Origin of the sequence: Azotosporobacter soli (assembly GCF_030542965.1) — a bacterium.
GTDB classification, from domain to species: Bacteria; Bacillota; Negativicutes; order SG130; family SG130; genus Azotosporobacter; species Azotosporobacter soli.
This window is the reverse complement of the sequence record NZ_JAUAOA010000024.1, coordinates 13,142-32,904: the sequence shown is the minus strand read 5'-3', so window position 1 is coordinate 32,904 and position 19,763 is coordinate 13,142. Positions and strand designations below refer to the sequence as shown.

Below are 19,763 nucleotides of genomic sequence, written 5' to 3'. Positions count from 1 at the left end.
CCTAACCGAGTTTTTTCGGCGACATGAGAACACGTTTGAGCGTGTCAAGACTTTCCAGCACCTTGCCTGTTCCGATCCCGACGCAAGAAAGCGGATCTTCCGCAATATACACAGGAATACCGGTCTCTTTGCTGATTAAACGATCCAGTCCCTTAAGAAGTGAACCGCCACCGGTCATCACAATGCCTCTGTCCATGATGTCAGAAGCCAGTTCCGGCGGTGTCCGCTCCAGCGTGACCTTGACCGCTTCAATGATTCCCGCCACCGGTTCGCTCAGCGCCAATTGCACTTCGCTCGATTTTATCACGACAATTTTCGGCAGGCCGGTCACCAGATCGCGACCACGGATGTCCATGGTTTCCTCCGTTTGCGGCAGCAATGCCGTGCCAATCGTCATTTTAATCTCTTCGGCAGTACGATCGCCGATCAATAAATTATACGTGCGTTTGATGTATTGAACGATCGATTCATCCATTTCATCACCGCCGATTCGGATCGAACGGCTGCTGACGATGCCGCCAAGCGAAATAACCGCCACTTCCGTCGTGCCGCCGCCAATATCGACAACCATGTTGCCTGTCGGCTCTTCCACCGGCAGACCGGCTCCAATCGCAGCCGCCATCGGTTCTTCAATCAGATAAGCTTCACGCGCACCGGCTTGAATTGTAGCGTCAATAACCGCTCTTTTTTCCACTTCTGTTACGCCCGAAGGAACGCCGACAACGACACGCGGACGGATCAACGGCTTATTCTCCATCACTTTGCGGATAAAATATTTCAGCATCGCCTGCGTCACGTCAAAATCAGCGATAACTCCGTCTTTGAGCGGACGGATCGCTACAATGCTGCCCGGCGTACGGCCGATCATTTGCTTGGCCTCTTCACCAACCGCCTTAACGCTATTGTCGTCGCGCAAAATAGCGACAACCGACGGCTCTCTGAGCACAATACCCTTACCACTCACATAAACCAGTGTATTTGCCGTACCCAAATCGATCCCCATATCTCTTGAAAACGAATTAAATAAACCAAACATATCTTTATTACTCCTTTTTCCACTCAATATATTATTCGATGGCACCCTGTTCTTTTAAGCTGATGTGACGTTGATCTCCGATCACCACATGATCGAGCAACGGTATGTCCAAAATGCGTCCGGCTTCGACCAATTGACGCGTCAATTGCAAATCTTCTTTGCTTGGCGCCGGATCGCCGCTCGGATGGTTGTGAACGGCAATGACCGCCGCCGCCGAATGACTGACCGCTTGGCGGAAAACTTCACGCGGATGGACGATAGCCGCATTCAAACTGCCCACGGCAATGACCGGCATCGCCAGCACCTGATTCTTCGTCGACAAGAGCAGCGCAATAAAATGCTCGCGCTGCTCGCGGCAAAGACGCGCCATGACGAGATCGGCAACATCCTGCGGCGAGCGGATTATCGGACGCTCGCCCTGCTTTGCCACGACCCGTTTGCCCAGTTCAATCGCCGCAGCTATCGTGACGGCTTTCACTTCACCAATGCCTTTAATCTTCGCTAACGTTGACGACGACAATTCATCAAGCCCTTGCATGCCGCTTGCAGCGTGGCGCGCCAATACGCGTTCCGCCAAGTGCATGACCGATTCCGCTTTGGTCCCGGTGCGCAGCAAGACGGCTAGCAATTCCGCATTAGACAACGCTTGCACGCCCTGCAGCAACAATTTTTCTCTCGGCCTTTCTCCTATCGGCATTTCCCTTACCATCACCGGCTTATCGGTCATAGCAGTTTCACGCCCACTTGTTCGAGCAACGCCGCCAATGCCTGGAGCGGCAAGCCCACAACGTTAAAATAGCAGCCATCAATCTTTTCCACCAATAACGCCCCCAGGCCCTGTATCCCATAGGCTCCAGCCTTATCCATCGGTTCGCCGCTTGCAACGTACGCAGCGATGCTGTCTTGCATCAGCTCTTTCATATACACCTGCGTCACCGGACAATCGAGTAAAACCGACTCATCCTGCAGCACTGCGATCCCTGTCATAACCTGATGTTTTCTTCCCGATAACGCCGTCAACATCGCAGCCGCATCCGCTTCATTTGAAGGCTTGCCGAAAACCTTGCCGTCCAAGACGACAATCGTATCCGCACCGATGACAACCGTTCCCGGCGGATAATGCGCCGCAACGTCCTTTGCTTTGGCAAAGGCATGGCCGAGCGCAATTTCGCGCGGCGTCAGCGCCTGTTCATTATCTTCCTCTACAGCGCTGTTCACTGCATGAAATTTGCACTTCACCTGCGCAAGCAGTTCGCTGCGCCGCGGCGAAGAGGAAGCCAGTATGACGCACATTCGAGTACCTCCCTCGCAACCCAATGCTAGACATTGCGAAACAAAATAATCGCCAGTACCATTCCCAAAATGCTGATCAAATTGGGTTGCAGCGTTAAGCCCAAAATCAATTTGATTACATATAAATTGACAGTAACCGGCGGAATATCCAAAATGACAAAATGTCTGACCAAATACGGCGCTACGCCAGCCAGCATGTCGGAGCGGGAAATAATTTCCCCTAAGATACCGCCCAAAACAGCACCGGTAATCAAAAACAAGATCAGCATGCCGTAATTATTACTACTTCCACTGCGCAACGTCGTCCCTCCCGTTTTTCGCCCCCACAGACTGTTCACACATTTTTTTCAGTGAATGTCCCACGGGGAAGTTTCAATAAAAAGTAGGCCGCCGTATAACCGGTTCCCACACCCGTAGGAAGCGCAAACAACAGCAAATAAGGCAAATACCAAAACATGGTCTCGCTGCCCACCAACAGAGCCGCAACCGCCAACTGCGCCAGATTATGTGCAATCGCACCCAGCAAGCTGATGCCGACCAACGAAAAGAGCGGCCGCAACCTATGGTACGCCAGCGTCATAACCAGAACGCTGGCCACGGCGCCGTTGACACTCATGGCAAAAGACGGCCCCATAAAGGTCCCGCCAAAAAGGGAGCCGATAAAGACACGCCCAAACACCACATAAAAAGCAGCCCGCCAGCCAAGAAGCACCAATGCCACCAACGACATCAGATTCGCCAATCCCAGTTTCATGCCCGGAACGGGCAAGGGTAACGGCAACCATCCTTCAACTACATGAAGAACGCTGGCCATGGAAACAAATAAGGCCAGCAAAATGAGACGCCGAATGTCCTTTTTATCCACTCTAACTACTCCTGTTCCCAGTTAACGGGCGATATCGTCCAGTTCGCTCTCGGTCGTTGTAACCTTAACCGTCACGCGAAAAGGCAGACAGACCAACTGCTGATTAGGCAAACTCACCCAACCTTGTTGAACGCAAAGATGATCCGGACAATTCGCTTCCCGGATCCTAATCCTCCCATTATCCGCTTCGATGACATTGACTTCGTCGCCTTGGCGCAGAGTGAATTCTTCCCGGTAACCTTGGCGCAGGGTCATTGTTTTAACGACCTGTCCCGCCACTCTGACTTCAGCAATTTTCTCACCGCTCTCATGCGCAGCCAGATAAAAACTAGCGCTGATTCCGGCCAATGCTGCAGACAGCAATACTACGATCAGGATCTTATCCGCTTTTGTCAGCATGCCACTCACCTTGTCGGTTAATCTCCATTATTGTACCGCATCTTGCCCCAACTTGCAAACCGGCAAAGCAATAATTCGCAGCGCAAATTCATTAAGTTTTTCACAGTATTTCAATGACGGAATTTTAACGCAACAGCAGTGCAAATTCGCTCTTTTCACTTTTAAGACCACTGCGCCACTCCTATATGGCGACAACAACATTTTAACACGATAGCTGCGAAGATGGAGAGGAAAGGAAGATGTTTATATTGCCAAACTCACCGCTTTCTTTTCGCTTTGAAAACAGAACGCTCCTGCAGGTCCGGCATGGTTCCGTATAATAAAAAAAGTCGCCCCAGACGTTGCTTTCAACGTGTGGGGCGACTTTTTTATTACTGCTGCGCAGCAGGCGGCGGGTTACAGGCCGAGCATGCAGCCTGCACGTCCGCTTCCGTCTCGTGTCCCGGCACGATGCCGGTTACGAACGGACGGATCGCTTTTGTCGGACACTTGGCCAGACACACTGCGTCGGAGCACTGCGCTGCGCAAATCTTGGCATCGACAATCGCCAGATTGTTTTCCATCTTGATTGCGCCGTGCGGACACTGCCGCATGCAAAGTGAGCAACCGATGCAGGCAACGCCGCACGCCTTGCGGGCAAACGCGCCTTTATCCTTCGAATTGCAGTTAACACGCACATGCGATGTCATCGGCATGAGCGCAATCACGCGCTTCGGACAAACCGAGACGCACTTGCCGCAAGCCGTGCATTTTTCCTCATCAATAATCGGCAAACCGTCTTCACTCATTCGCATTGCATCAAACGGACAAGCAGACACGCAGGTTCCAAGACCAATGCAGCCATGCTTGCACATTTTCGGACCGCCAAACAGCAAGTTCGCTGCCACGCAATCCGACACGCCGTTATAAGCATAAGAACGGTTGGCTTTACCGGCGCCGCCTGCGCAAAGCACTTGCGCAATTTGCGGTTCCATCGGCGCAGCCGCTTTCCCGGTCAATTCGGCGACCAGTTTAGCTACCGCATCCTTGCCCGGTGTGCAAAGGTTCGGCGGAACGTCGGGATTCAAGACAACCGCTTCGGCATAAGCCATACAACCGGCATAGCCGCAAGCGCCGCACTGCCCTTTCGGCAAAACATCCTCGACGATATGAATCAACGGATTTACTTCAATAGCAAATTTCTTGTTGGCAAAGGCCAGAATAAAGCCGAATACCAGTCCCAGACTTGTCAAAACAAGCAGGATTAAGATGGAAGTACTCATTGTATCTCTCCTCCGCCCCTGTTATAGCGGAATCATGCCCGAAAATCCAAAGAAGGACAACGCCAGCATACCTGCAAGAATGAAGGAAATGCCCAGACCTTCCAAAGATTTAGGGACAGCCGCATATTGTAATTTTTCCCGCAGACTGGCCATCAGGATGATCGCCAAGGCGAAACCAGCGCCGGAACCGATCGCATGCACCACGCTCTTGCCGAAGGTGAAGTTGGATTCCGCATTCAAGAGCGGTACGCCAAGCACGATACAGTTCGTGGCAATCAGCACCAGATAAATGCCCCACATATTATACAACGTCGGAGCATGTTTCTTGATGATCATCTCCAACAATTGCACAAAACTGGCAATCATGACAACAAAGACTGCCGTAGTCAGGAACGTCAGATGGAACGGATGCAACACATAGTTGTATACCACCCACGCCAGAATCGAGCTCAGCGTCATAACCGACGTTACCGCCATCCCCATGCCGATGGAGGCATTTAGATTTTTGGAAACGCCGAAGAAAATACAAAGGCCGAGGAAACGTGTCAGAACAAAGTTATTAACGATGACGGCACCCATGAACAGGGTGAAATACTCTTTTAACATGTCCATCAGGCGACGCCTCCTTTCGCTTTTTCAGCTTTCATTCGATCTTGATACGCGCCAATGATATTGAAGCTGCCGATCATCAAGCCGATCAGGATGAAACCGCCCGGCGGCAGGATCATAATCAAAGCCGGATCATAGCTTGCGCCCAGGAGCTGCATGCCGTAGATGGATCCCGAACCAAAAAGTTCGCGGATCATGCCGACCAAAATCATCGCCAGTGCGAAACCAGCGCCCATGCCCAGTCCGTCAAACATCGACGGTACGATGGAATTCTTCGCCGCAAACACCTCGGCCCGGGCCAAGATGATTGCGAATACGACGATCAGCGCCAAATAAATGCTCAATTCCTTGTACAACAGCGGCGTATACGCCTCCATCACCAGTTGGACGACCGTAACGATCGTCGCGATCGAAGTGATGTAAACCGGAACACGCACTTTGGGATTGACCAGTTTGCGAAACACGGAGACAACCATATTGTTCGCCGTAATAACAAACAGTACTGCCACTCCCATCGCCGTCGCATTCATCGCTGTAGATGTGACCGCCAGAGCAGGACACAGACTCAGCGCCAAACGAAAGATCGGGTTTTGTTCAAATACGCCTTTGATGAAAATCTGCCATAAATTCATAGTCTGCACCTCCTTCTATTTATTGGCGGCCGCATAAGCAACCACTTCTTCTACCGCTTCCTTAATGCCTTTAGTGACAGCACGCGATGTAATCGTCGCGCCGGTCAGCGCCTGGATGTTCTTATCCGTCGGCACTTTCACCACTTCGAGCGCCTCGGCTGCCTTGCCGACAAACTGTTTGCTGAACTTAGGTTCGCCAGCCTTATCGCCCAGTCCCGGCGTCTCGTTATGCTGCAGAATCTTATAGTCCATCACCTTGCCGTCCGGCGTAACCGAGAGAACCATTTTGATCGCACCGCCGTAGCCTTTCGTTTCTGCAGGTACGACATAAGCAACCGTCTTGCCGTCTTTCTTCGCCAGATACCAATCGGTCTTACCGGCAATCGGCGTGAATTCCTGCGCGTCGCTGACGACGGCTTTCATCGCATTGTTCTTCAGTTCGATTCTTGAGTTCGCCGCCACCGGCGCAGTGAAAGCATATACGCCGGCAATAATCGCACCGGATAACAGGCAGGCGATGGTCATGTTAATGCCTATCTTGAAAATATTATCATCGGCGTCATGGCCGTGTGCATCATGAGACATGCCTCTTACCCCCTTGCTCCGTATTTTTTAGGCCGTACCAAACGATCGATCAACGGCGTGACGCAGTTCATCAGCAAGATTGCATAGCAAACGCCTTCCGGATAGCCGCCCAAAAGGCGAATCAGCACCGTCAGAAGTCCCGCGCCAATCGCGAAAATGACTTGCCCCTTGATCGTGATCGGAATCGTAACCATGTCGGTCGCCATATAAAATGCACCGAGGATCAAACCGCCGGACATCATGTGAACGATCGGATCACCGCCGAATACTCCGGTCAGCACGCCAACCGTCGCAATCATCGTGACCGGCACCTGCCAGTTGATATAACCTTTATAAATCAGGTACGCGCCGCCCAAGAGCAGGAGCACCGCCGACGTTTCGCCCGCACTGCCGCCTCTGGTCCCAATGAAGAGCGACTTATACATTTCCATTTTGTCGCCGAACAGAGCGACCAGTTTTTCATAGCCTTGCAGCTTCATGATGCCAAGCGGCGTTGCCGACGTCACAGCGTCGACCTTACCCAGCAAAGAAGCAGGCGTCGGCCAGGTTGTCATCGCAATCGGCCAGGATGCAAGCAAAAAAGCCCGTCCGATCAACGCCGGATTGAAAATATTATAACCAAGACCGCCCATCGTATGTTTGGCAATGCCGATTGCCACCACAGAACCGAAGACCGGCATATACCACGGCAAACCTGCCGGGATGTTCATTGCCAAGAGCAAGCCGGTAAGAACCGCGCTGCCGTCGCAAATCACATTATCCTTGCCCTGCCAGCGCAAGACCAGGTACTCGGTGAATACCGCACTGATAATACACAATAAGAGATTGGTTACCGCCGGCATGCCGAAATTGTAGACTGAAAACAGGGCTGCCGGAGCCAATGCAGCATTGACGCTCCACATGATTTTGCTGATGGACTCTTCACTCCTGATATGGGGTGATGTCGAGACCGACAGGGTACCGATCTCCATTTTTGCTTCCGCACTCATGTCGTTCCCTCCTATTTTTTCGCCGCCATCGCCGCATTTTGGGCTTTGGACAATTTAATATAGTGTACGATATTGCGTTTTGCCGGACAGACGTAAACACAGGAACCGCATTCTACACAATCCAGCAGATCATATTCTTCCTTCGCAACCGGATACGCGCCTCGCTCGCCGAGAATGCTCAGCATACTCGGAATCAAGCCCATCGGGCAAGCTTCAACGCAACGGCCGCAGCGGATACAGGGTCGTTCCACTCCAGGATTGACATCGGCCGCTGTAAGTGCAAGAATACCGGACGTACCTTTCATGATCGGCGCCTCAATATTTGACTGCGCCATACCCATCATCGGGCCGCCGGCAATAACCTTCATCGGTTCTTCTTTAAAGCCGCCGCACATCGCAATTGCATTGCTGAACGTATCGCCCACTCTGAGCAGCAGGTTTTTCGGTTCGGCAATCGCCGCACCTGTAACCGTCGTGACGCGCTCGATCAGGGGAATGCCGCGTTCTACCGCATCGGCAATCGCAATCGCCGTACCGACATTTTGCACGACAACGCCGACATCCATCGGCAATGCACCAGACGGCACTTCTTTGCCGGTAATGACATGGATCAACGTTTTTTCCGCGCCTTGCGGATACTTTGTCTCGAGCGGCATCACTTCAATACCGACTACGCCGCAGACTTTTTGCATCGCTGCAATCGCATCCGGCTTGTTCTCCTCAACGCCGACAATACCGCGTTTGACGCCGAGCGCTTTCATTGCAATCTGCATGCCGGTCACGATTTTTTCGGTATACTCGAGCATCGCGCGATGATCCGCGGTCAGATACGGCTCACATTCGGCCGCATTCAAGATAAATGTGTCGATAGACTTATCGGGCGGCGGCGCCATTTTTACATGCGTCGGGAACGTAGCTCCCCCCATGCCGACCAAACCGGCCTGGCGGATCGCATCCTTGATTTCATCCGCTTCCATCGCTTTCCACTGCCGATCAAGCGGCAGTCCTTCCAGCCATTCATCCTGTCCATCGCTCTCAATCACGATTGCAACACAGGAGCCAAAGACCGAATGCGGATAATCCGCAATCTCTACCACCTTGCCGGAAGTAGACGCATGGATCGGACTCGATACGAAGGCCTGAGCCTCAGCAATAACCTGACCTTTTTTTACCAAATCTCCGACGGTTACAACCGGTGCACAGGGCGCGCCGATGTGCTGCCGGGTCGGAATGATGACTTTCACCGGTACCGGAGCCACCTCGATTGCCTTAGTTGCCGTGTACCGTTTGCGATCGTCAGGGTGTACGCCCCCGCGAAAGCTCTTTGCCATAATTTCACCCCTCTTAAAACATTGAATGCCTTACCGGTTCGACAGAATATCCGTGATCACCGGCTGCATACTAACATTGGTTTTGGAGCTTATATCAAAATACTTGACGTACCCTATCGCTAAGGCAAAACCAAGTACCCCTCCCAAAATCTGTAGAGTCAGCAATGCCAGACCCCATTTTTCCGCGAGCCACCAGCCCGCCAGAGAACCCAAGAACGCGGCCAAGAGCGGCTGCATATAAACAATAAAAGCAGCCTTTAGCATATTGACTTCTTTAATTTCAATCGCTACCTGCTGCCCTGGTTTTGCCCCAAGAGGGTTTCTGGCCGTTAGCACCATAGCAGAGTTTCCAGGACATGCCCCGCAATTTTCGCAGTCGTTATGTCTGCTCGTCTTCACTTTAGCCGTTCCATCCGGCAAAAGTTCCAGAACAATACCTTCCTGTACTTTCTCCACACAAGCACCTCCTCTCCATCTCAAGGCCTTTTATCAAATTCGTCACACATCTACAATTTACAACAAATTACTACATTCAGTCAATGCTTTTCAAAATTAAAACTTGCTTCCTCTTATTGTTCGTAAGCAGAGGCGAACTATCGCAATATTGTGAATTTACGTACACAATATCTTTATTTCGCCTTCTTCATTGTATACTAATCGACCTATGGTCTGTCAATGTCGTAAGCAGAAAAAAATCGTGCAATTTTTCAATTGCACGATTGTGATTTTTTTACTTTATTACCGCGAGGATGTCTCCACCCTTAACGCCTTGGTCCGCTGCGGCATTGATGGACTTCACAGTGCCATCGACCGGTGCGGTAATTTCGTTTTGCATTTTCATGGCTTCGAGGATCATGATTACGTCGCCTTTTTTGATCGCCTTGCCGGCTTCGGCTACAACTTTGATGATCTTGCCAGGCATCGGAGCAGTTACAGGGGTATCGCCTGCGCCAACTTCAGCAGCTGCAGGAGCAGCAGCGGCGACAGGAGCCGGAGCTGCTGCTTTCGCAGCAGGAGCTGCCGCTTTAGCAGCCGGAGCGGCCTTTGCTTCCTTTACTTCTTCCACTTCAACCTGGTAAGCAGTGCCGTTTACTGTGATATTAAATTTTTTCATGACAATAATACCTCCACAACGTTTTCTGTTTTTAAAAAGTGTTACGCGTTTTGACGACCAGCGACAGTCCACACTTCACTGGCGCGTCTGACAGTCACAGCTTGAAAGCTGGAACCCAGCATTTGCTGGACGGCAGCCATGATGACGGCTACCACTTCTGGACTTACACCTTTTGCATTGACGCTCATGTTTTTCCACCTTTCCTACAGCGGAATATTGCCGTGTTTCTTCTGGGGCCGCTGTTCCCGCTTACTGGCCAGCATGCTCAGAGCGGTAATGATACGAGGACGGGTTTCTTGCGGTTCGATGACTTGATCGACAAAGCCGCGTTCGGCTGCTTTGTAGGGAGTCGCGAACTCTTCGATGTACTTTTCTGTTTTTGCCTTTACTTCGGGGTCTCCCCTAAAGATGATGTTTGCCGCACCTGCAGGTCCCATGACCGCAATTTCGGCAGTCGGCCAGGCCAAGACCTGATCCGCGCCCAAATCTTGCGAACACATTGCCAGGTAAGAACCGCCGTATGCCTTACGGGTAATGACGGTGATCTTAGGTACGGTCGCTTCCGAATAAGCATACAACATTTTCGCGCCATGACGGATAATGCCGCCATACTCTTGGCTTACGCCAGGCAGGAAGCCCGGTACATCAACCAGATTCAAGAGAGGAATGTTGAATGCGTCGCAGAAACGAATGAAGCGGGCCGATTTATCAGAAGCATCGATATCCAGGCAACCGGCCATAACAGACGGCTGATTGGCGATGATTCCTACGGTCTGACCATCAAACCGGGCAAAACAAGTGATCATGTTTTGAGCAAAAAACGGCTGAGATTCATAATATTGACCATCATCGACAATCGCTGTGATGACGTCTTTCATATTGTACGGTTGGTTCGGATTATCCGGTAAGAGAGTCACCAACGACTCTTCCATGCGGTTCGGATCATCCGTCGCAGGAGCAGACGGTGCACCTTCCAGATTGTTGCTAGGCAGATAGCTGAGCAGCAAACGGATTTGCTCCAGGCAGTCCTGGTCGTTTTCCGCTACGAAATGAGCGACGCCGGACGTCGTGTTGTGAGTCATCGCTCCGCCAAGCGCTTCAGCGGTAACTTCTTCAGCCGTTACCGACTTGATAACCTGCGGACCGGTAATAAACATTTGGCTGGTGTTTTTCACCATGTAGATGAAATCCGTCAGAGCCGGCGAATATACCGCGCCGCCTGCGCAAGGTCCCATGATGACGGAGATCTGCGGAATCACACCCGAAGCCATAGTATTATTGTAGAAAATCTTACCATAACCGGCCAATGCATCGACCGCTTCTTGAATCCGGGCTCCGCCCGAATCGTTAAGGCCGATGACAGGTGCGCCCATCTTCATTGCCAGGTTTTGTACCTTGATGATTTTAGCCGCATGCATTTCGCCAAGCGAACCGCCGACGACGGTGAAGTCTTGTGCGAATACATAGACCAAGCGACCATTGACCGTGCCGTAGCCGGTTACAACGCCTTCGCCCGGAGCTTCGACCGAAGCCATGTCAAAATTGGTGCAACGATGCGTGATGAACTGATCCAGTTCAACAAAGGTATTCGGATCGAGTAATAATTCGACCCGTTCACGGGCAGTCAGCTTGCCGGTAGCATGCTGCTTGTCGATCCGCTTTTGGCCGCCGCCTTGCATGATCTTTTCCTGCCGTTTTTTCAGGTCTTCAATGCGTTCTTGAACGGTTGACATGATACACCTCCAACAACATTCCACTTAAAAATATGAGTTGCAAAAATTATTTGCGTTCGGACAGTTCCAGCAGAATGCCGCCGGTAGCTTTCGGATGAACAAATGCGATTTGCGCACCGCCAGCGCCGTAACGAGGAGTCTCGTCGATCAGGCGCACGCCTTTGGCTTTCAGATCGGCCAGTGCATTTTCGACATTGTCGACGCGAATGGCCAAATGTTGGATGCCTTCACCGTTTTTCTCGATGAACTTGGCAATCGGGCCGTCCGGAGACGTAGACTCGAGCAGTTCGATCTCGCTGTCGCCGCAAGGGATAAAGCAAACGCGAACTTTTTGTTGTTCAACGGTTTCTTCGCCCATGATTTCCATGCCCAGCATCTCGCTGTAAAACTTCTTAGCTTGATCCAGATCTTTCACGGCAATGCCGATATGATCCACTTTCAGTGTCTTAAACATATTCAGTCCTCCTCAAACCTTCACTTCACGCAGCACATCGGCTACGATCATATTGACTACGGAATAGGGATCCTTCTCCCGTCGTTCAATACTGGCGACCAATTCTTCCAAACTGCCGTAACGATCGAGACGTTGACGCACAAAGCGTCCCATTTCCTGATCTAGCATATTTAAAAGTTCGGTCTTTGTCCGGCCATGACGCCGCAGTTCAAACTGATCGGCTTCTTTGGCCCACGCCGTATATTCGGCGACGGAATCCAGTAATTCATCGATGCCTTCGCTTCGGCTGGCTACAACCCTCTTGACCGGAGGTCGCCAGTCGAGCATCGTCTGGTTCATATCCAGCATCATTTCCAGCTCAACATTCAGTCGGTCGGCGCCATCAAGATCCGCCTTATTCAAAACGAAAATGTCGCCGATTTCCAAAATGCCCGCTTTAATCGCCTGGATATCATCGCCTAAACCCGGTACCATGACGACCAGAACGGTGTCCGCCGATTTGACGATATCGACTTCCGATTGTCCGACGCCGACGGTTTCAATCAAGATGACATCTTTGCCCGCCGCATCCATGATTTTGACGGTCTCTGACGTCTTTCTCGACAATCCGCCGAGACTGCCCCGCGTTCCCATACTGCGAATGAAGACGCCTTCATCAAGCGTCAAGTCATTCATCCGAATCCGGTCGCCTAAAATAGCGCCGCCCGAAAAAGGACTGGTCGGGTCTACGGCGACAATGCCTACGGTCTTACCCTGACGACGATACGCCTTGGCCATTTTATCCGTCAACGTACTCTTACCAGCGCCCGGAGGTCCGGTAATGCCGATGACATGCGCTCGTCCGGTATGAGCATACAACTGCTGCATAATCGCAACCGCTTCTTCATACTCATTTTCTACCGCAGTGATCGCCCGAGACAGGGCCAGGCGGTTGCCGGCCAATAATTCTTCGACAAGTTTCATGTTGACTGCACCACCTTATGCAATTGCGGGTCCGGCCAGATGGCCGGACCGCACAATGACACGCTTTGCTCGGTCAGTTTATTGTACGTTTTTCTTGATGTACTCGATGATGGCTCCGGTCGGGGTACCCGGCGTGAAGACTTCGGATACGCCGGCTGCTTTGAGAGCCGGGATATCGCTGTCAGGAATTACGCCGCCGCCGATGATCAGCACATCTTTCATGCCTTTGCCGCGAACCAGTTCCACAATGCGCGGGAACAGATGCGGATGCGCGCCGGAAAGCAGGCTCAGTGCAACAACATTTACGTCTTCTTGCAGCGCCGCTTCGGCAATTTGTTCCGGAGTCTGACGCAGGCCGGTATAGATAACCTCAAAGCCAGCGTCACGCAGAGCGCGGGCAACAACCTTCGCGCCACGATCATGGCCGTCCAGGCCAGGTTTTGCAACTAATATACGAACACGTTTTTCCATCGTAGTCCCTCCTACCGCTTTACAGGCTGACATGCGCTTGGTATTCGCCGAACACCTTACGCATTACGCCACAAATTTCGCCCAAGGTTGCATACGTTTTAACCGCTGCCAGGATTACCGGCATCAGGTTGACAGACTCATCTTTACAAGCCGCTTCCAATGCAGCCAAAGCCTTGTCGACTGCTGCATTGTCGCGTTTTGCACGCAGATCGGCCAATTTCTTCTTCTGGCCAACGCCTACCGAAGCATCTACGCGCAGCAGACCTTCCGGTGCTTTTTCTTCCACTTGGAATTTATTGACGCCAACAATAACGCGGTCATTGTTTTCGACTTCTTTCTGCCATTTGTAAGCGCTGTCTTGAATTTCTTTTTGGACATAGCCTTTTTCGATGGCAACGACGGCGCCGCCGATGTCGTCAATTTTCTTGATGTAATCCCAAGCTTCTGCTTCGATTTCATTGGTCAGCGCTTCTACATAGTAAGAGCCGGCCAGCGGATCGATAACATCGGCCAGACCGCTTTCATAAGCGACGATCTGTTGCGTACGCAAAGCAACCTGTACGGATGCTTCCGTCGGCAGAGCCAACGCTTCATCCTTGGAGTTGGTATGCAGGGACTGGGTTCCGCCCAAAACGGCAGCGGCTGTTTGCAAAGCAACGCGAACAACGTTGTTTTCCGGCTGTTGCGCAGTCAGCATCGAACCTGCGGTTTGGGTATGCACGCGAAGCATCCAGGACTTCGGATTGGTAGCGCCGAAACGCTCTTTCATGACTTTTGCCCATACGCGACGGGATGCACGGAATTTCGCAACTTCTTCCAGCACGTTGTTGTGTGCATTCCAGAAGAAAGAGAGACGACCGGCAAAATCATCAACGCCAAGGCCAGCCTTGATTGCAGCATCAACATACGCGATGCCGTTAGCAATCGTGAAGGCAATTTCCTGCGCAGCCGTGGAACCGGCTTCGCGGATATGGTAACCGGAAATGGAAATGGTATTCCAATTCGGCACTTCTTTGGAGCAGAATTCGAAAATGTTCGTGATCAGACGCATGGAAGGCTTCGGCGGGAAGATGTAAGTGCCGCGCGCCGCATACTCTTTCAGGATGTCATTTTGAATCGTGCCGTTCAGCTTATCGGCGGTGACGCCTTGCTTCTCAGCAACAGCAATGTACATAGCCAACAGTACGGAAGCCGGTGCATTGATCGTCATCGAGGTGGATACTTTGCCCAGATCGATTTGATCAAACAGCATTTCCATATCGGCCAGCGAATCAATTGCAACGCCGACTTTACCAACTTCGCCTTCGGAAATGACATCATCGGAGTCATAGCCGATTTGCGTCGGTAAGTCGAAAGCGCAAGACAGGCCGGTCGCACCGGACTCGATCAGATAGCGATAACGCTTGTTGGACTCTTCTGCAGTCGAGAAACCGGCATACATACGCATCGTCCAGAAACGACCGCGATACATGGTAGGTTGCACGCCGCGCGTGAACGGATATTCACCCGGGAAGCCCTGGTCGCGCAGATAGTCATTGTCTGCGATGTCAAGCGGAGTGTAGATCCGCTTTGCAGGCAGGTTGCCCCGCTCAGGGAATTTTGCACAGGCTTTTTGGACTTTGGCGTCATACGCCGCCAGTTTTTCCTTTAAAGAATCATTGCTCATGGATTTAAAGTCCTCCTTCACTTACACTTATTTCTTCATGGTGCCGGTTTCTTTGAACCGGACATGCCAGGATAGGGCTTCATCAAGCAGATGCGGCGTATGGGCTTTCTTGGTCGCCGCTTCGGCTCTTTCCAGATAATCAAGCAGCATCGGCCGATAATCCGGATGAGCGCAGTTATTAATGATCGCTCTGGCGCGTTCTCTCGGGCTCAAGCCGCGAACATCCGCCAAGCCAATCTCGGTAACGAAAATATCGGTATCATGCTCGGTGTGATCGAAATGCGAACACATCGGGACGATCGAGGAAATCGCACCGTTTTTGGCTGTCGACGTGGTAAAGAAGCAAGTCAGGTAAGCGTTACGAGCAAAGTCGCCGCTGCCGCCGATACCATTCATCATCTTCGTTCCCATGATATGCGTCGAGTTGACATGACCAAAAATGTCAAACTCAATCGCGGTATTCATCGCAATGATGCCGATGCGCCGAGCAATCTCGGGGCTGTTGGCGATTTCTTGCGGACGCAGCATCATCTTTTCGCGATAAACGTCAATGTTTTCATAAAGGCGGCTCAAACCAGCCGGCGACGGCGAGAACGACGTGCCTGAGGCAAATTTCAGCTTACCGGCATCTGCCAGGTCAAGCATACCGTCTTGAATAACTTCGGTGTACACTTCCAAATCGGTGAAATCGGAGTTGACGAAACCAGTCACGACCGCATTGGCGACGGAACCGACGCCGGATTGCAGCGGTAAAAGATTCTTCGGCAAACGTCCTTCTTTGATTTCATTTTTAAAGAAGTCAATGATCAGCTCGGACATGACCTTGGAATGTTCATCGATCGGAGCAAAATCACGCACATCGTCGCCGATATCGCAGGGGACGATATATTTGATCTTATCGAGGCCACAAGGAATATAAGGCGTCCCGATACGGTCATCTACTTTTACAATGGGAATCGGCTGCCGATGGGGAGGATCAAGCGGCACGTACACGTCGTGCATGCCTTCCAGCGCCAACGGCTGCGAAACGTTTACTTCAACGATGACAATGTCGGCGCTTTGTACAAAGGAAGCCGTATTGCCCATCGAGGTGGTCGGGATGATATGCCCTTCTTCCGTGATGGCGCAGGCCTCCACGATCGCTACATCCACTTTGCCGCCCAGATGCCCGTAACGGGACAGTTGAGCCGATTCGCTTAAATGAACGTCGAAATACTCTACGCCGCCGCTGTTTAAAGCATTGCGCAGTTCCGAGTTCGTTTGATAAGGCATCCGTTTGTGGATGCCGTTAACGGCAGCGAGTGCGCCGTCCAATTCCTTACCAACAGATGCGCCTGTCCAGAGATTAATCTGGAACGGCTCTTTTTTCATCCGTTCAGCCAATGCCAACGGCACTGCCTTAGGATAGCCAGCCGGAGTAAACCCGCTGGTTCCGATATTCATACCTGGTTTGATGACGGCTGCAGCTTCTTCTGCACTCACAATTTTTGCATGCAACGCACTGTTGCGCACACGATCACGAATGTCAATCATGGAATGCTGTCCTCCAAACTTGTTATGGATTTACCGGTGTCTGTCTGGCTAAATAAAAAGAAAGACTGCTTAGCCCTACCGACAAGTCTTCGTTGATGACTCGTACAGTGGCAGGCACCTTAATTTTACGCGGCGCAAAATTCCAAATGCCGCGTACGCCGGCAGCGACCATGCGATCTGCTACCGATTGAGCATGGATCTCCGGTACGGTAATGATTCCGATATGGATATTTCTTTCGCGCATCACCTCTTCCAATTGATCCAAATGGGAGATAGTGGTTCCCTTTATGACTTGCCCCACTTTCGCAGGGTCAACATCAAACATGGCTACCAAATTGAACCCGAGGGAATCGAAATTACGATAATGAGCCAGAGCCCAACCTAAGTGCCCCAGGCCGATCACCGCAACATTCCAATTGCAGTGCAGTCCCAGAATTTCCCCAATATTCCGGATTAATTCGCGCACAAAATACCCCACGCCTTTTTTCCCAAACTGACCAAAAGATGCCAAGTCCTTACGGATTTGTTCCGGCGTCACCCCAAGACGCTGGCCCAACTCTTCGGACGAGATGATCTCAAGCCCCTCCTCCTGCACCAACCGAAGCGTGCGGAAGTAAATGGGAAGGCGATCAATCGTTGCCTTTGATATCACAATATTCTCTTTCACCAGACAACCTCCTTCGCGTTCTTCCTGCCAAGAAGAAAACACACAAGCAACACAACTTCATATCCCCAACAGTAAGTACAAATTCTCACATAAACGAAAAAATCCTGCCTACAAACACGAAAAAAGCAAAGAAAAGTCTGTATACATATTCTAAATATACTTAATTTTTGGAATAATATCGTTTATGCTCCCGTTTTCAACCCCTTTGCTTTTTTTCCAAAAACTTTTTCATTCCGCCATCATTCGCGTTTATTCGACTTTGATTTTCCCATCGTTGTACTGGTGATGCTTTACTATTTACGCATGGACGGCGCTAAACCCTGTTTAGCATAATTCTTTTCAGTATTGCGTAACTAAAGTAAGCGCAACCGACTTCCGGCAAGCGGGATTGGAAAAGACCGCCTCTTGCGAGACGGTCTTTTCTTCAATTATCCCCTGTTTTGCGGATGATAATGCGTATGCAGGAGTTTATGCGCTTTTTCGCCATTCGGCTCGCCAAGCCAGGTTGCATACAGCTCCTTGATGGCCGGATTTTCATGCGACTTGCGTAGCGTCGAACAGCTGTCGCAGCCATAAATCGCGTCGATGCGACGTTGCCGGAAGTTCTCGCAGCTGGTCACCGGTTGGCCGCCGCCGCCGATGCAGCCGCCTGGACAAGCCATGATCTCAATGAAGTGATAATCGGCTTCGCCTGCGCGTACCTTATCCATCATCAGCTTTGCATTCGCCAGCGTATGCGCGACCGCCACCTTGACCGCGGTGTCGCCGACCTGGACCGTTGCCTCTTTCAAGCCGTCCAGACCACGCACCGATTTAAAGTCGACACACTCCAGCTCTTGTCCGGTCACGACTTCATAAACGGTACGCAGCGCCGCTTCCATAACGCCGCCGGTTGCGCCGAAGATCACGCCCGCACCGGTACTGATGCCCATCGGAGCGTCATATTCCTCTTCCGGCAATTTTTCAAAATCAATCCCGGCTTCTTTGATCATGCGGCCCAGTTCGCCGGTCGTCAGGACAAAATCAACATCCTGATAGCCGCTCGATTTCATTTCTTCCCTTACAGCTTCCGCCTTCTTCGCCGTACACGGCATAATCGAGACGGAAACGATATCTTTCGGATCGATCTTGCTCTTTTCCGCATAATACGTCTTGACCAGTGCGCCGAACATTTGCTGCGGCGATTTGGCGGTAGACAAATGATCTAACAGATCCGGATAGAGCAGCTCAGCGTAATTGACCCAGCCCGGACTGCATGAAGTGATCATCGGCAGCTTTCCTTTGCCTTTCAGGCGGCCAAGCAGTTCGGTACCTTCTTCCATGATCGTCAGATCGGCCGAGAAGTCGGTGTCAAACACCTTGTCAAAGCCGAGTCGTCTCAGCGCCGCGACCATTTTTCCGGTCACGACGTTCCCGACTTCCATACCGAGCGCTTCGCCGAGCGCAACACGGACCGCGGGCGCAGTCTGCACGACAACATGTTTCTTCGGATCGCCAAGCACTTGCCAGATCGGTTGCGTATCATCTTTGACCACAATCGCAGCGGTCGGGCAGACGGCTGCGCACTGTCCGCAATAAGTACAGGCAACCTGATGCAGCCCCTGGTTGAACGCAGGCACCACCGTGGCGTTAAAACCGCGTTTCGCGAAGGAATAGACGTGCACGCCTTGCCGTTCACTACAGGCCCGTATACAGCGTCCACAGAGGATGCATTTGCTTTGATCCCTAACAATCGACGGATTCGCCTCATCGAGCGGATGTTGCTTGCGTTCGCCGTCAAAGCGCACCTTACGAATCCCAAGATCGGCGGCAATGGTCTGCAATTCACAGTTCATGCTGCGCTGGCAGGACAGGCAGTCCTGCGGATGATTGGCCAGCAGCAGTTCCACCACCATCTTGCGTGCATCGCGCACTGCCGGACTATTCGTATGAATGACCATGCCTTCATTGACCGGATAGACGCAGGAAGCCGGCAAATTGCGCACGCCCTCTACCTCGACCAGACAGACCCGGCAATTTCCTTCCGGACGCAATTCCGGATGATGACACAGCGTTGGAATATCGACACCGGCCGTCCGTGCCGCATACAAGACGCTTGTTCCTTGCGGCACCTGGATCTTGCGACCGTCAACCGTTACATTAACCATATCCATGAATCAAT

Annotated in this window: 23 protein-coding genes; all 23 read right to left on the bottom strand. The window is 51.7% G+C overall.

Annotation, left to right across the window (positions count from 1 at the left end):
* Position 1: 1 nt before the first annotated feature.
* The 23 genes from QTL79_RS15700 to QTL79_RS15590 all read right to left on the bottom strand — a co-directional run bounded on the left by QTL79_RS15700 (position 2) and on the right by QTL79_RS15590 (position 19,755).
* Positions 2-1,036 (bottom strand): rod shape-determining protein, encoded by a 1,035-nt coding sequence (locus tag QTL79_RS15700; protein ID WP_346355911.1) that lies wholly within the window; start codon positions 1,034-1,036, stop codon positions 2-4.
* 31 nt (positions 1,037-1,067) lie between these two features.
* On the bottom strand, positions 1,068-1,763 hold the full coding sequence (gene radC / locus QTL79_RS15695; protein WP_346355910.1) for a RadC family protein: 696 nt from the start codon (positions 1,761-1,763) through the stop codon (positions 1,068-1,070).
* Positions 1,760-2,329 carry a Maf family protein gene (locus QTL79_RS15690; protein WP_346355909.1) on the bottom strand — a complete coding sequence of 190 codons (570 nt, stop codon included), beginning with the start codon at positions 2,327-2,329 and terminating at the stop codon, positions 1,760-1,762. Before QTL79_RS15690 ends, radC begins: the two co-directional genes overlap by 4 nt.
* 26 nt (positions 2,330-2,355) lie before the next feature.
* Positions 2,356-2,628: a DUF4321 domain-containing protein gene (locus tag QTL79_RS15685; RefSeq protein ID WP_346355908.1), complete on the bottom strand. Its 273-nt coding sequence runs from the start codon at positions 2,626-2,628 to the stop codon at positions 2,356-2,358.
* Between the two features lie 35 nt (positions 2,629-2,663).
* On the bottom strand, positions 2,664-3,194 hold the full coding sequence (locus tag QTL79_RS15680) for a Gx transporter family protein (RefSeq protein ID WP_346355907.1): 531 nt from the start codon (positions 3,192-3,194) through the stop codon (positions 2,664-2,666).
* A 21-nt stretch (positions 3,195-3,215) separates the two neighbouring features.
* The gene (locus QTL79_RS15675) at positions 3,216-3,593 is read right to left on the bottom strand and encodes a NusG domain II-containing protein (protein WP_346355906.1); all 378 of its coding nucleotides are present in this window, start codon (positions 3,591-3,593) and stop codon (positions 3,216-3,218) included.
* Positions 3,594-3,964: 371 nt separating this feature from the next.
* The gene (gene rnfB, locus QTL79_RS15670; protein WP_346355905.1) at positions 3,965-4,855 is read right to left on the bottom strand and encodes an RnfABCDGE type electron transport complex subunit B; all 891 of its coding nucleotides are present in this window, start codon (positions 4,853-4,855) and stop codon (positions 3,965-3,967) included.
* A 21-nt stretch (positions 4,856-4,876) separates the two neighbouring features.
* Positions 4,877-5,467, bottom strand: coding sequence for an electron transport complex protein RnfA (locus QTL79_RS15665; protein ID WP_346355904.1), 591 nt, complete (start codon positions 5,465-5,467; stop codon positions 4,877-4,879).
* Positions 5,467-6,096, bottom strand: coding sequence for an electron transport complex subunit RsxE (gene rsxE / locus QTL79_RS15660; protein WP_346355903.1), 630 nt, complete (start codon positions 6,094-6,096; stop codon positions 5,467-5,469). The genes QTL79_RS15665 and rsxE overlap by 1 nt, the downstream gene beginning before the upstream one ends.
* Before the next feature lie 15 nt (positions 6,097-6,111).
* Positions 6,112-6,681 (bottom strand): RnfABCDGE type electron transport complex subunit G, encoded by a 570-nt coding sequence (locus QTL79_RS15655; protein WP_346355902.1) that lies wholly within the window; start codon positions 6,679-6,681, stop codon positions 6,112-6,114.
* A gap of 5 nt (positions 6,682-6,686) precedes the next feature.
* On the bottom strand, positions 6,687-7,670 hold the full coding sequence (locus tag QTL79_RS15650) for an RnfABCDGE type electron transport complex subunit D (RefSeq protein WP_346355901.1): 984 nt from the start codon (positions 7,668-7,670) through the stop codon (positions 6,687-6,689).
* 11 nt (positions 7,671-7,681) lie between these two features.
* A complete protein-coding gene (gene rsxC / locus QTL79_RS15645) occupies positions 7,682-9,001 on the bottom strand; it encodes an electron transport complex subunit RsxC (RefSeq protein ID WP_346355900.1) in 1,320 nt (439 codons plus the stop codon).
* Between the two features lie 30 nt (positions 9,002-9,031).
* Positions 9,032-9,457, bottom strand: a complete 426-nt coding sequence (locus QTL79_RS15640) for a SoxR reducing system RseC family protein (RefSeq protein WP_346355899.1) — start codon at positions 9,455-9,457, stop codon at positions 9,032-9,034.
* A 274-nt stretch (positions 9,458-9,731) separates the two neighbouring features.
* Positions 9,732-10,115 carry a biotin/lipoyl-containing protein gene (locus QTL79_RS15635; protein ID WP_346355898.1) on the bottom strand — a complete coding sequence of 128 codons (384 nt, stop codon included), beginning with the start codon at positions 10,113-10,115 and terminating at the stop codon, positions 9,732-9,734.
* A 41-nt stretch (positions 10,116-10,156) separates the two neighbouring features.
* Positions 10,157-10,303: a hypothetical protein gene (locus QTL79_RS15630; protein ID WP_346355897.1), complete on the bottom strand. Its 147-nt coding sequence runs from the start codon at positions 10,301-10,303 to the stop codon at positions 10,157-10,159.
* A 15-nt stretch (positions 10,304-10,318) separates the two neighbouring features.
* Positions 10,319-11,848, bottom strand: a complete 1,530-nt coding sequence (gene mmdA, locus QTL79_RS15625; RefSeq protein ID WP_346355896.1) for a methylmalonyl-CoA decarboxylase subunit alpha — start codon at positions 11,846-11,848, stop codon at positions 10,319-10,321.
* A gap of 46 nt (positions 11,849-11,894) precedes the next feature.
* Positions 11,895-12,302 (bottom strand): methylmalonyl-CoA epimerase, encoded by a 408-nt coding sequence (gene mce / locus QTL79_RS15620; RefSeq protein WP_346355895.1) that lies wholly within the window; start codon positions 12,300-12,302, stop codon positions 11,895-11,897.
* Positions 12,303-12,314: 12 nt separating this feature from the next.
* The gene (gene meaB / locus QTL79_RS15615) at positions 12,315-13,265 is read right to left on the bottom strand and encodes a methylmalonyl Co-A mutase-associated GTPase MeaB (RefSeq protein WP_346355894.1); all 951 of its coding nucleotides are present in this window, start codon (positions 13,263-13,265) and stop codon (positions 12,315-12,317) included.
* 78 nt (positions 13,266-13,343) lie between these two features.
* Positions 13,344-13,736, bottom strand: coding sequence for a cobalamin B12-binding domain-containing protein (locus QTL79_RS15610; RefSeq protein WP_346355893.1), 393 nt, complete (start codon positions 13,734-13,736; stop codon positions 13,344-13,346).
* 19 nt (positions 13,737-13,755) lie between these two features.
* Positions 13,756-15,402 carry an acyl-CoA mutase large subunit family protein gene (locus QTL79_RS15605; RefSeq protein ID WP_346355892.1) on the bottom strand — a complete coding sequence of 549 codons (1,647 nt, stop codon included), beginning with the start codon at positions 15,400-15,402 and terminating at the stop codon, positions 13,756-13,758.
* Between the two features lie 27 nt (positions 15,403-15,429).
* Positions 15,430-16,935 (bottom strand): succinyl-CoA:acetate CoA-transferase ScpC, encoded by a 1,506-nt coding sequence (scpC, locus tag QTL79_RS15600; protein WP_346355891.1) that lies wholly within the window; start codon positions 16,933-16,935, stop codon positions 15,430-15,432.
* A 22-nt stretch (positions 16,936-16,957) separates the two neighbouring features.
* The gene (locus QTL79_RS15595) at positions 16,958-17,602 is read right to left on the bottom strand and encodes a redox-sensing transcriptional repressor Rex (protein WP_346355890.1); all 645 of its coding nucleotides are present in this window, start codon (positions 17,600-17,602) and stop codon (positions 16,958-16,960) included.
* 428 nt (positions 17,603-18,030) lie between these two features.
* Entirely contained in the window at positions 18,031-19,755 is a 1,725-nt protein-coding gene (locus QTL79_RS15590) for an NADH-dependent [FeFe] hydrogenase, group A6 (protein WP_346355889.1), read from the bottom strand.
* Between the last annotated feature and the right edge of the window lie 8 nt (positions 19,756-19,763).

Bases quoted from the DNA above. Each gene is read 5' to 3' on its own strand.
- QTL79_RS15700 (WP_346355911.1), bottom strand. From the start codon at position 1,036: ATGTTTGGTTTATTTAATTCGTTTTCAAGAGATATGGGGATCGATTTG.
- radC (WP_346355910.1), bottom strand. From the start codon at position 1,763: ATGACCGATAAGCCGGTGATGGTAAGGGAAATGCCGATAGGAGAAAGG.
- QTL79_RS15690 (WP_346355909.1), bottom strand. From the start codon at position 2,329: ATGTGCGTCATACTGGCTTCCTCTTCGCCGCGGCGCAGCGAACTGCTT.
- QTL79_RS15675 (WP_346355906.1), bottom strand. From the start codon at position 3,593: ATGCTGACAAAAGCGGATAAGATCCTGATCGTAGTATTGCTGTCTGCA.
- rnfB (WP_346355905.1), bottom strand. From the start codon at position 4,855: ATGAGTACTTCCATCTTAATCCTGCTTGTTTTGACAAGTCTGGGACTG.
- QTL79_RS15665 (WP_346355904.1), bottom strand. From the start codon at position 5,467: ATGGACATGTTAAAAGAGTATTTCACCCTGTTCATGGGTGCCGTCATC.
- rsxE (WP_346355903.1), bottom strand. From the start codon at position 6,096: ATGAATTTATGGCAGATTTTCATCAAAGGCGTATTTGAACAAAACCCG.
- QTL79_RS15655 (WP_346355902.1), bottom strand. From the start codon at position 6,681: ATGTCTCATGATGCACACGGCCATGACGCCGATGATAATATTTTCAAG.
- QTL79_RS15650 (WP_346355901.1), bottom strand. From the start codon at position 7,670: ATGAGTGCGGAAGCAAAAATGGAGATCGGTACCCTGTCGGTCTCGACA.
- rsxC (WP_346355900.1), bottom strand. From the start codon at position 9,001: ATGGCAAAGAGCTTTCGCGGGGGCGTACACCCTGACGATCGCAAACGG.
- QTL79_RS15635 (WP_346355898.1), bottom strand. From the start codon at position 10,115: ATGAAAAAATTTAATATCACAGTAAACGGCACTGCTTACCAGGTTGAA.
- QTL79_RS15630 (WP_346355897.1), bottom strand. From the start codon at position 10,303: ATGAGCGTCAATGCAAAAGGTGTAAGTCCAGAAGTGGTAGCCGTCATC.
- mmdA (WP_346355896.1), bottom strand. From the start codon at position 11,848: ATGTCAACCGTTCAAGAACGCATTGAAGACCTGAAAAAACGGCAGGAA.
- mce (WP_346355895.1), bottom strand. From the start codon at position 12,302: ATGTTTAAGACACTGAAAGTGGATCATATCGGCATTGCCGTGAAAGAT.
- meaB (WP_346355894.1), bottom strand. From the start codon at position 13,265: ATGAAACTTGTCGAAGAATTATTGGCCGGCAACCGCCTGGCCCTGTCT.
- QTL79_RS15610 (WP_346355893.1), bottom strand. From the start codon at position 13,736: ATGGAAAAACGTGTTCGTATATTAGTTGCAAAACCTGGCCTGGACGGC.
- QTL79_RS15605 (WP_346355892.1), bottom strand. From the start codon at position 15,402: ATGAGCAATGATTCTTTAAAGGAAAAACTGGCGGCGTATGACGCCAAA.
- scpC (WP_346355891.1), bottom strand. From the start codon at position 16,935: ATGATTGACATTCGTGATCGTGTGCGCAACAGTGCGTTGCATGCAAAA.
- QTL79_RS15590 (WP_346355889.1), bottom strand. From the start codon at position 19,755: ATGGATATGGTTAATGTAACGGTTGACGGTCGCAAGATCCAGGTGCCG.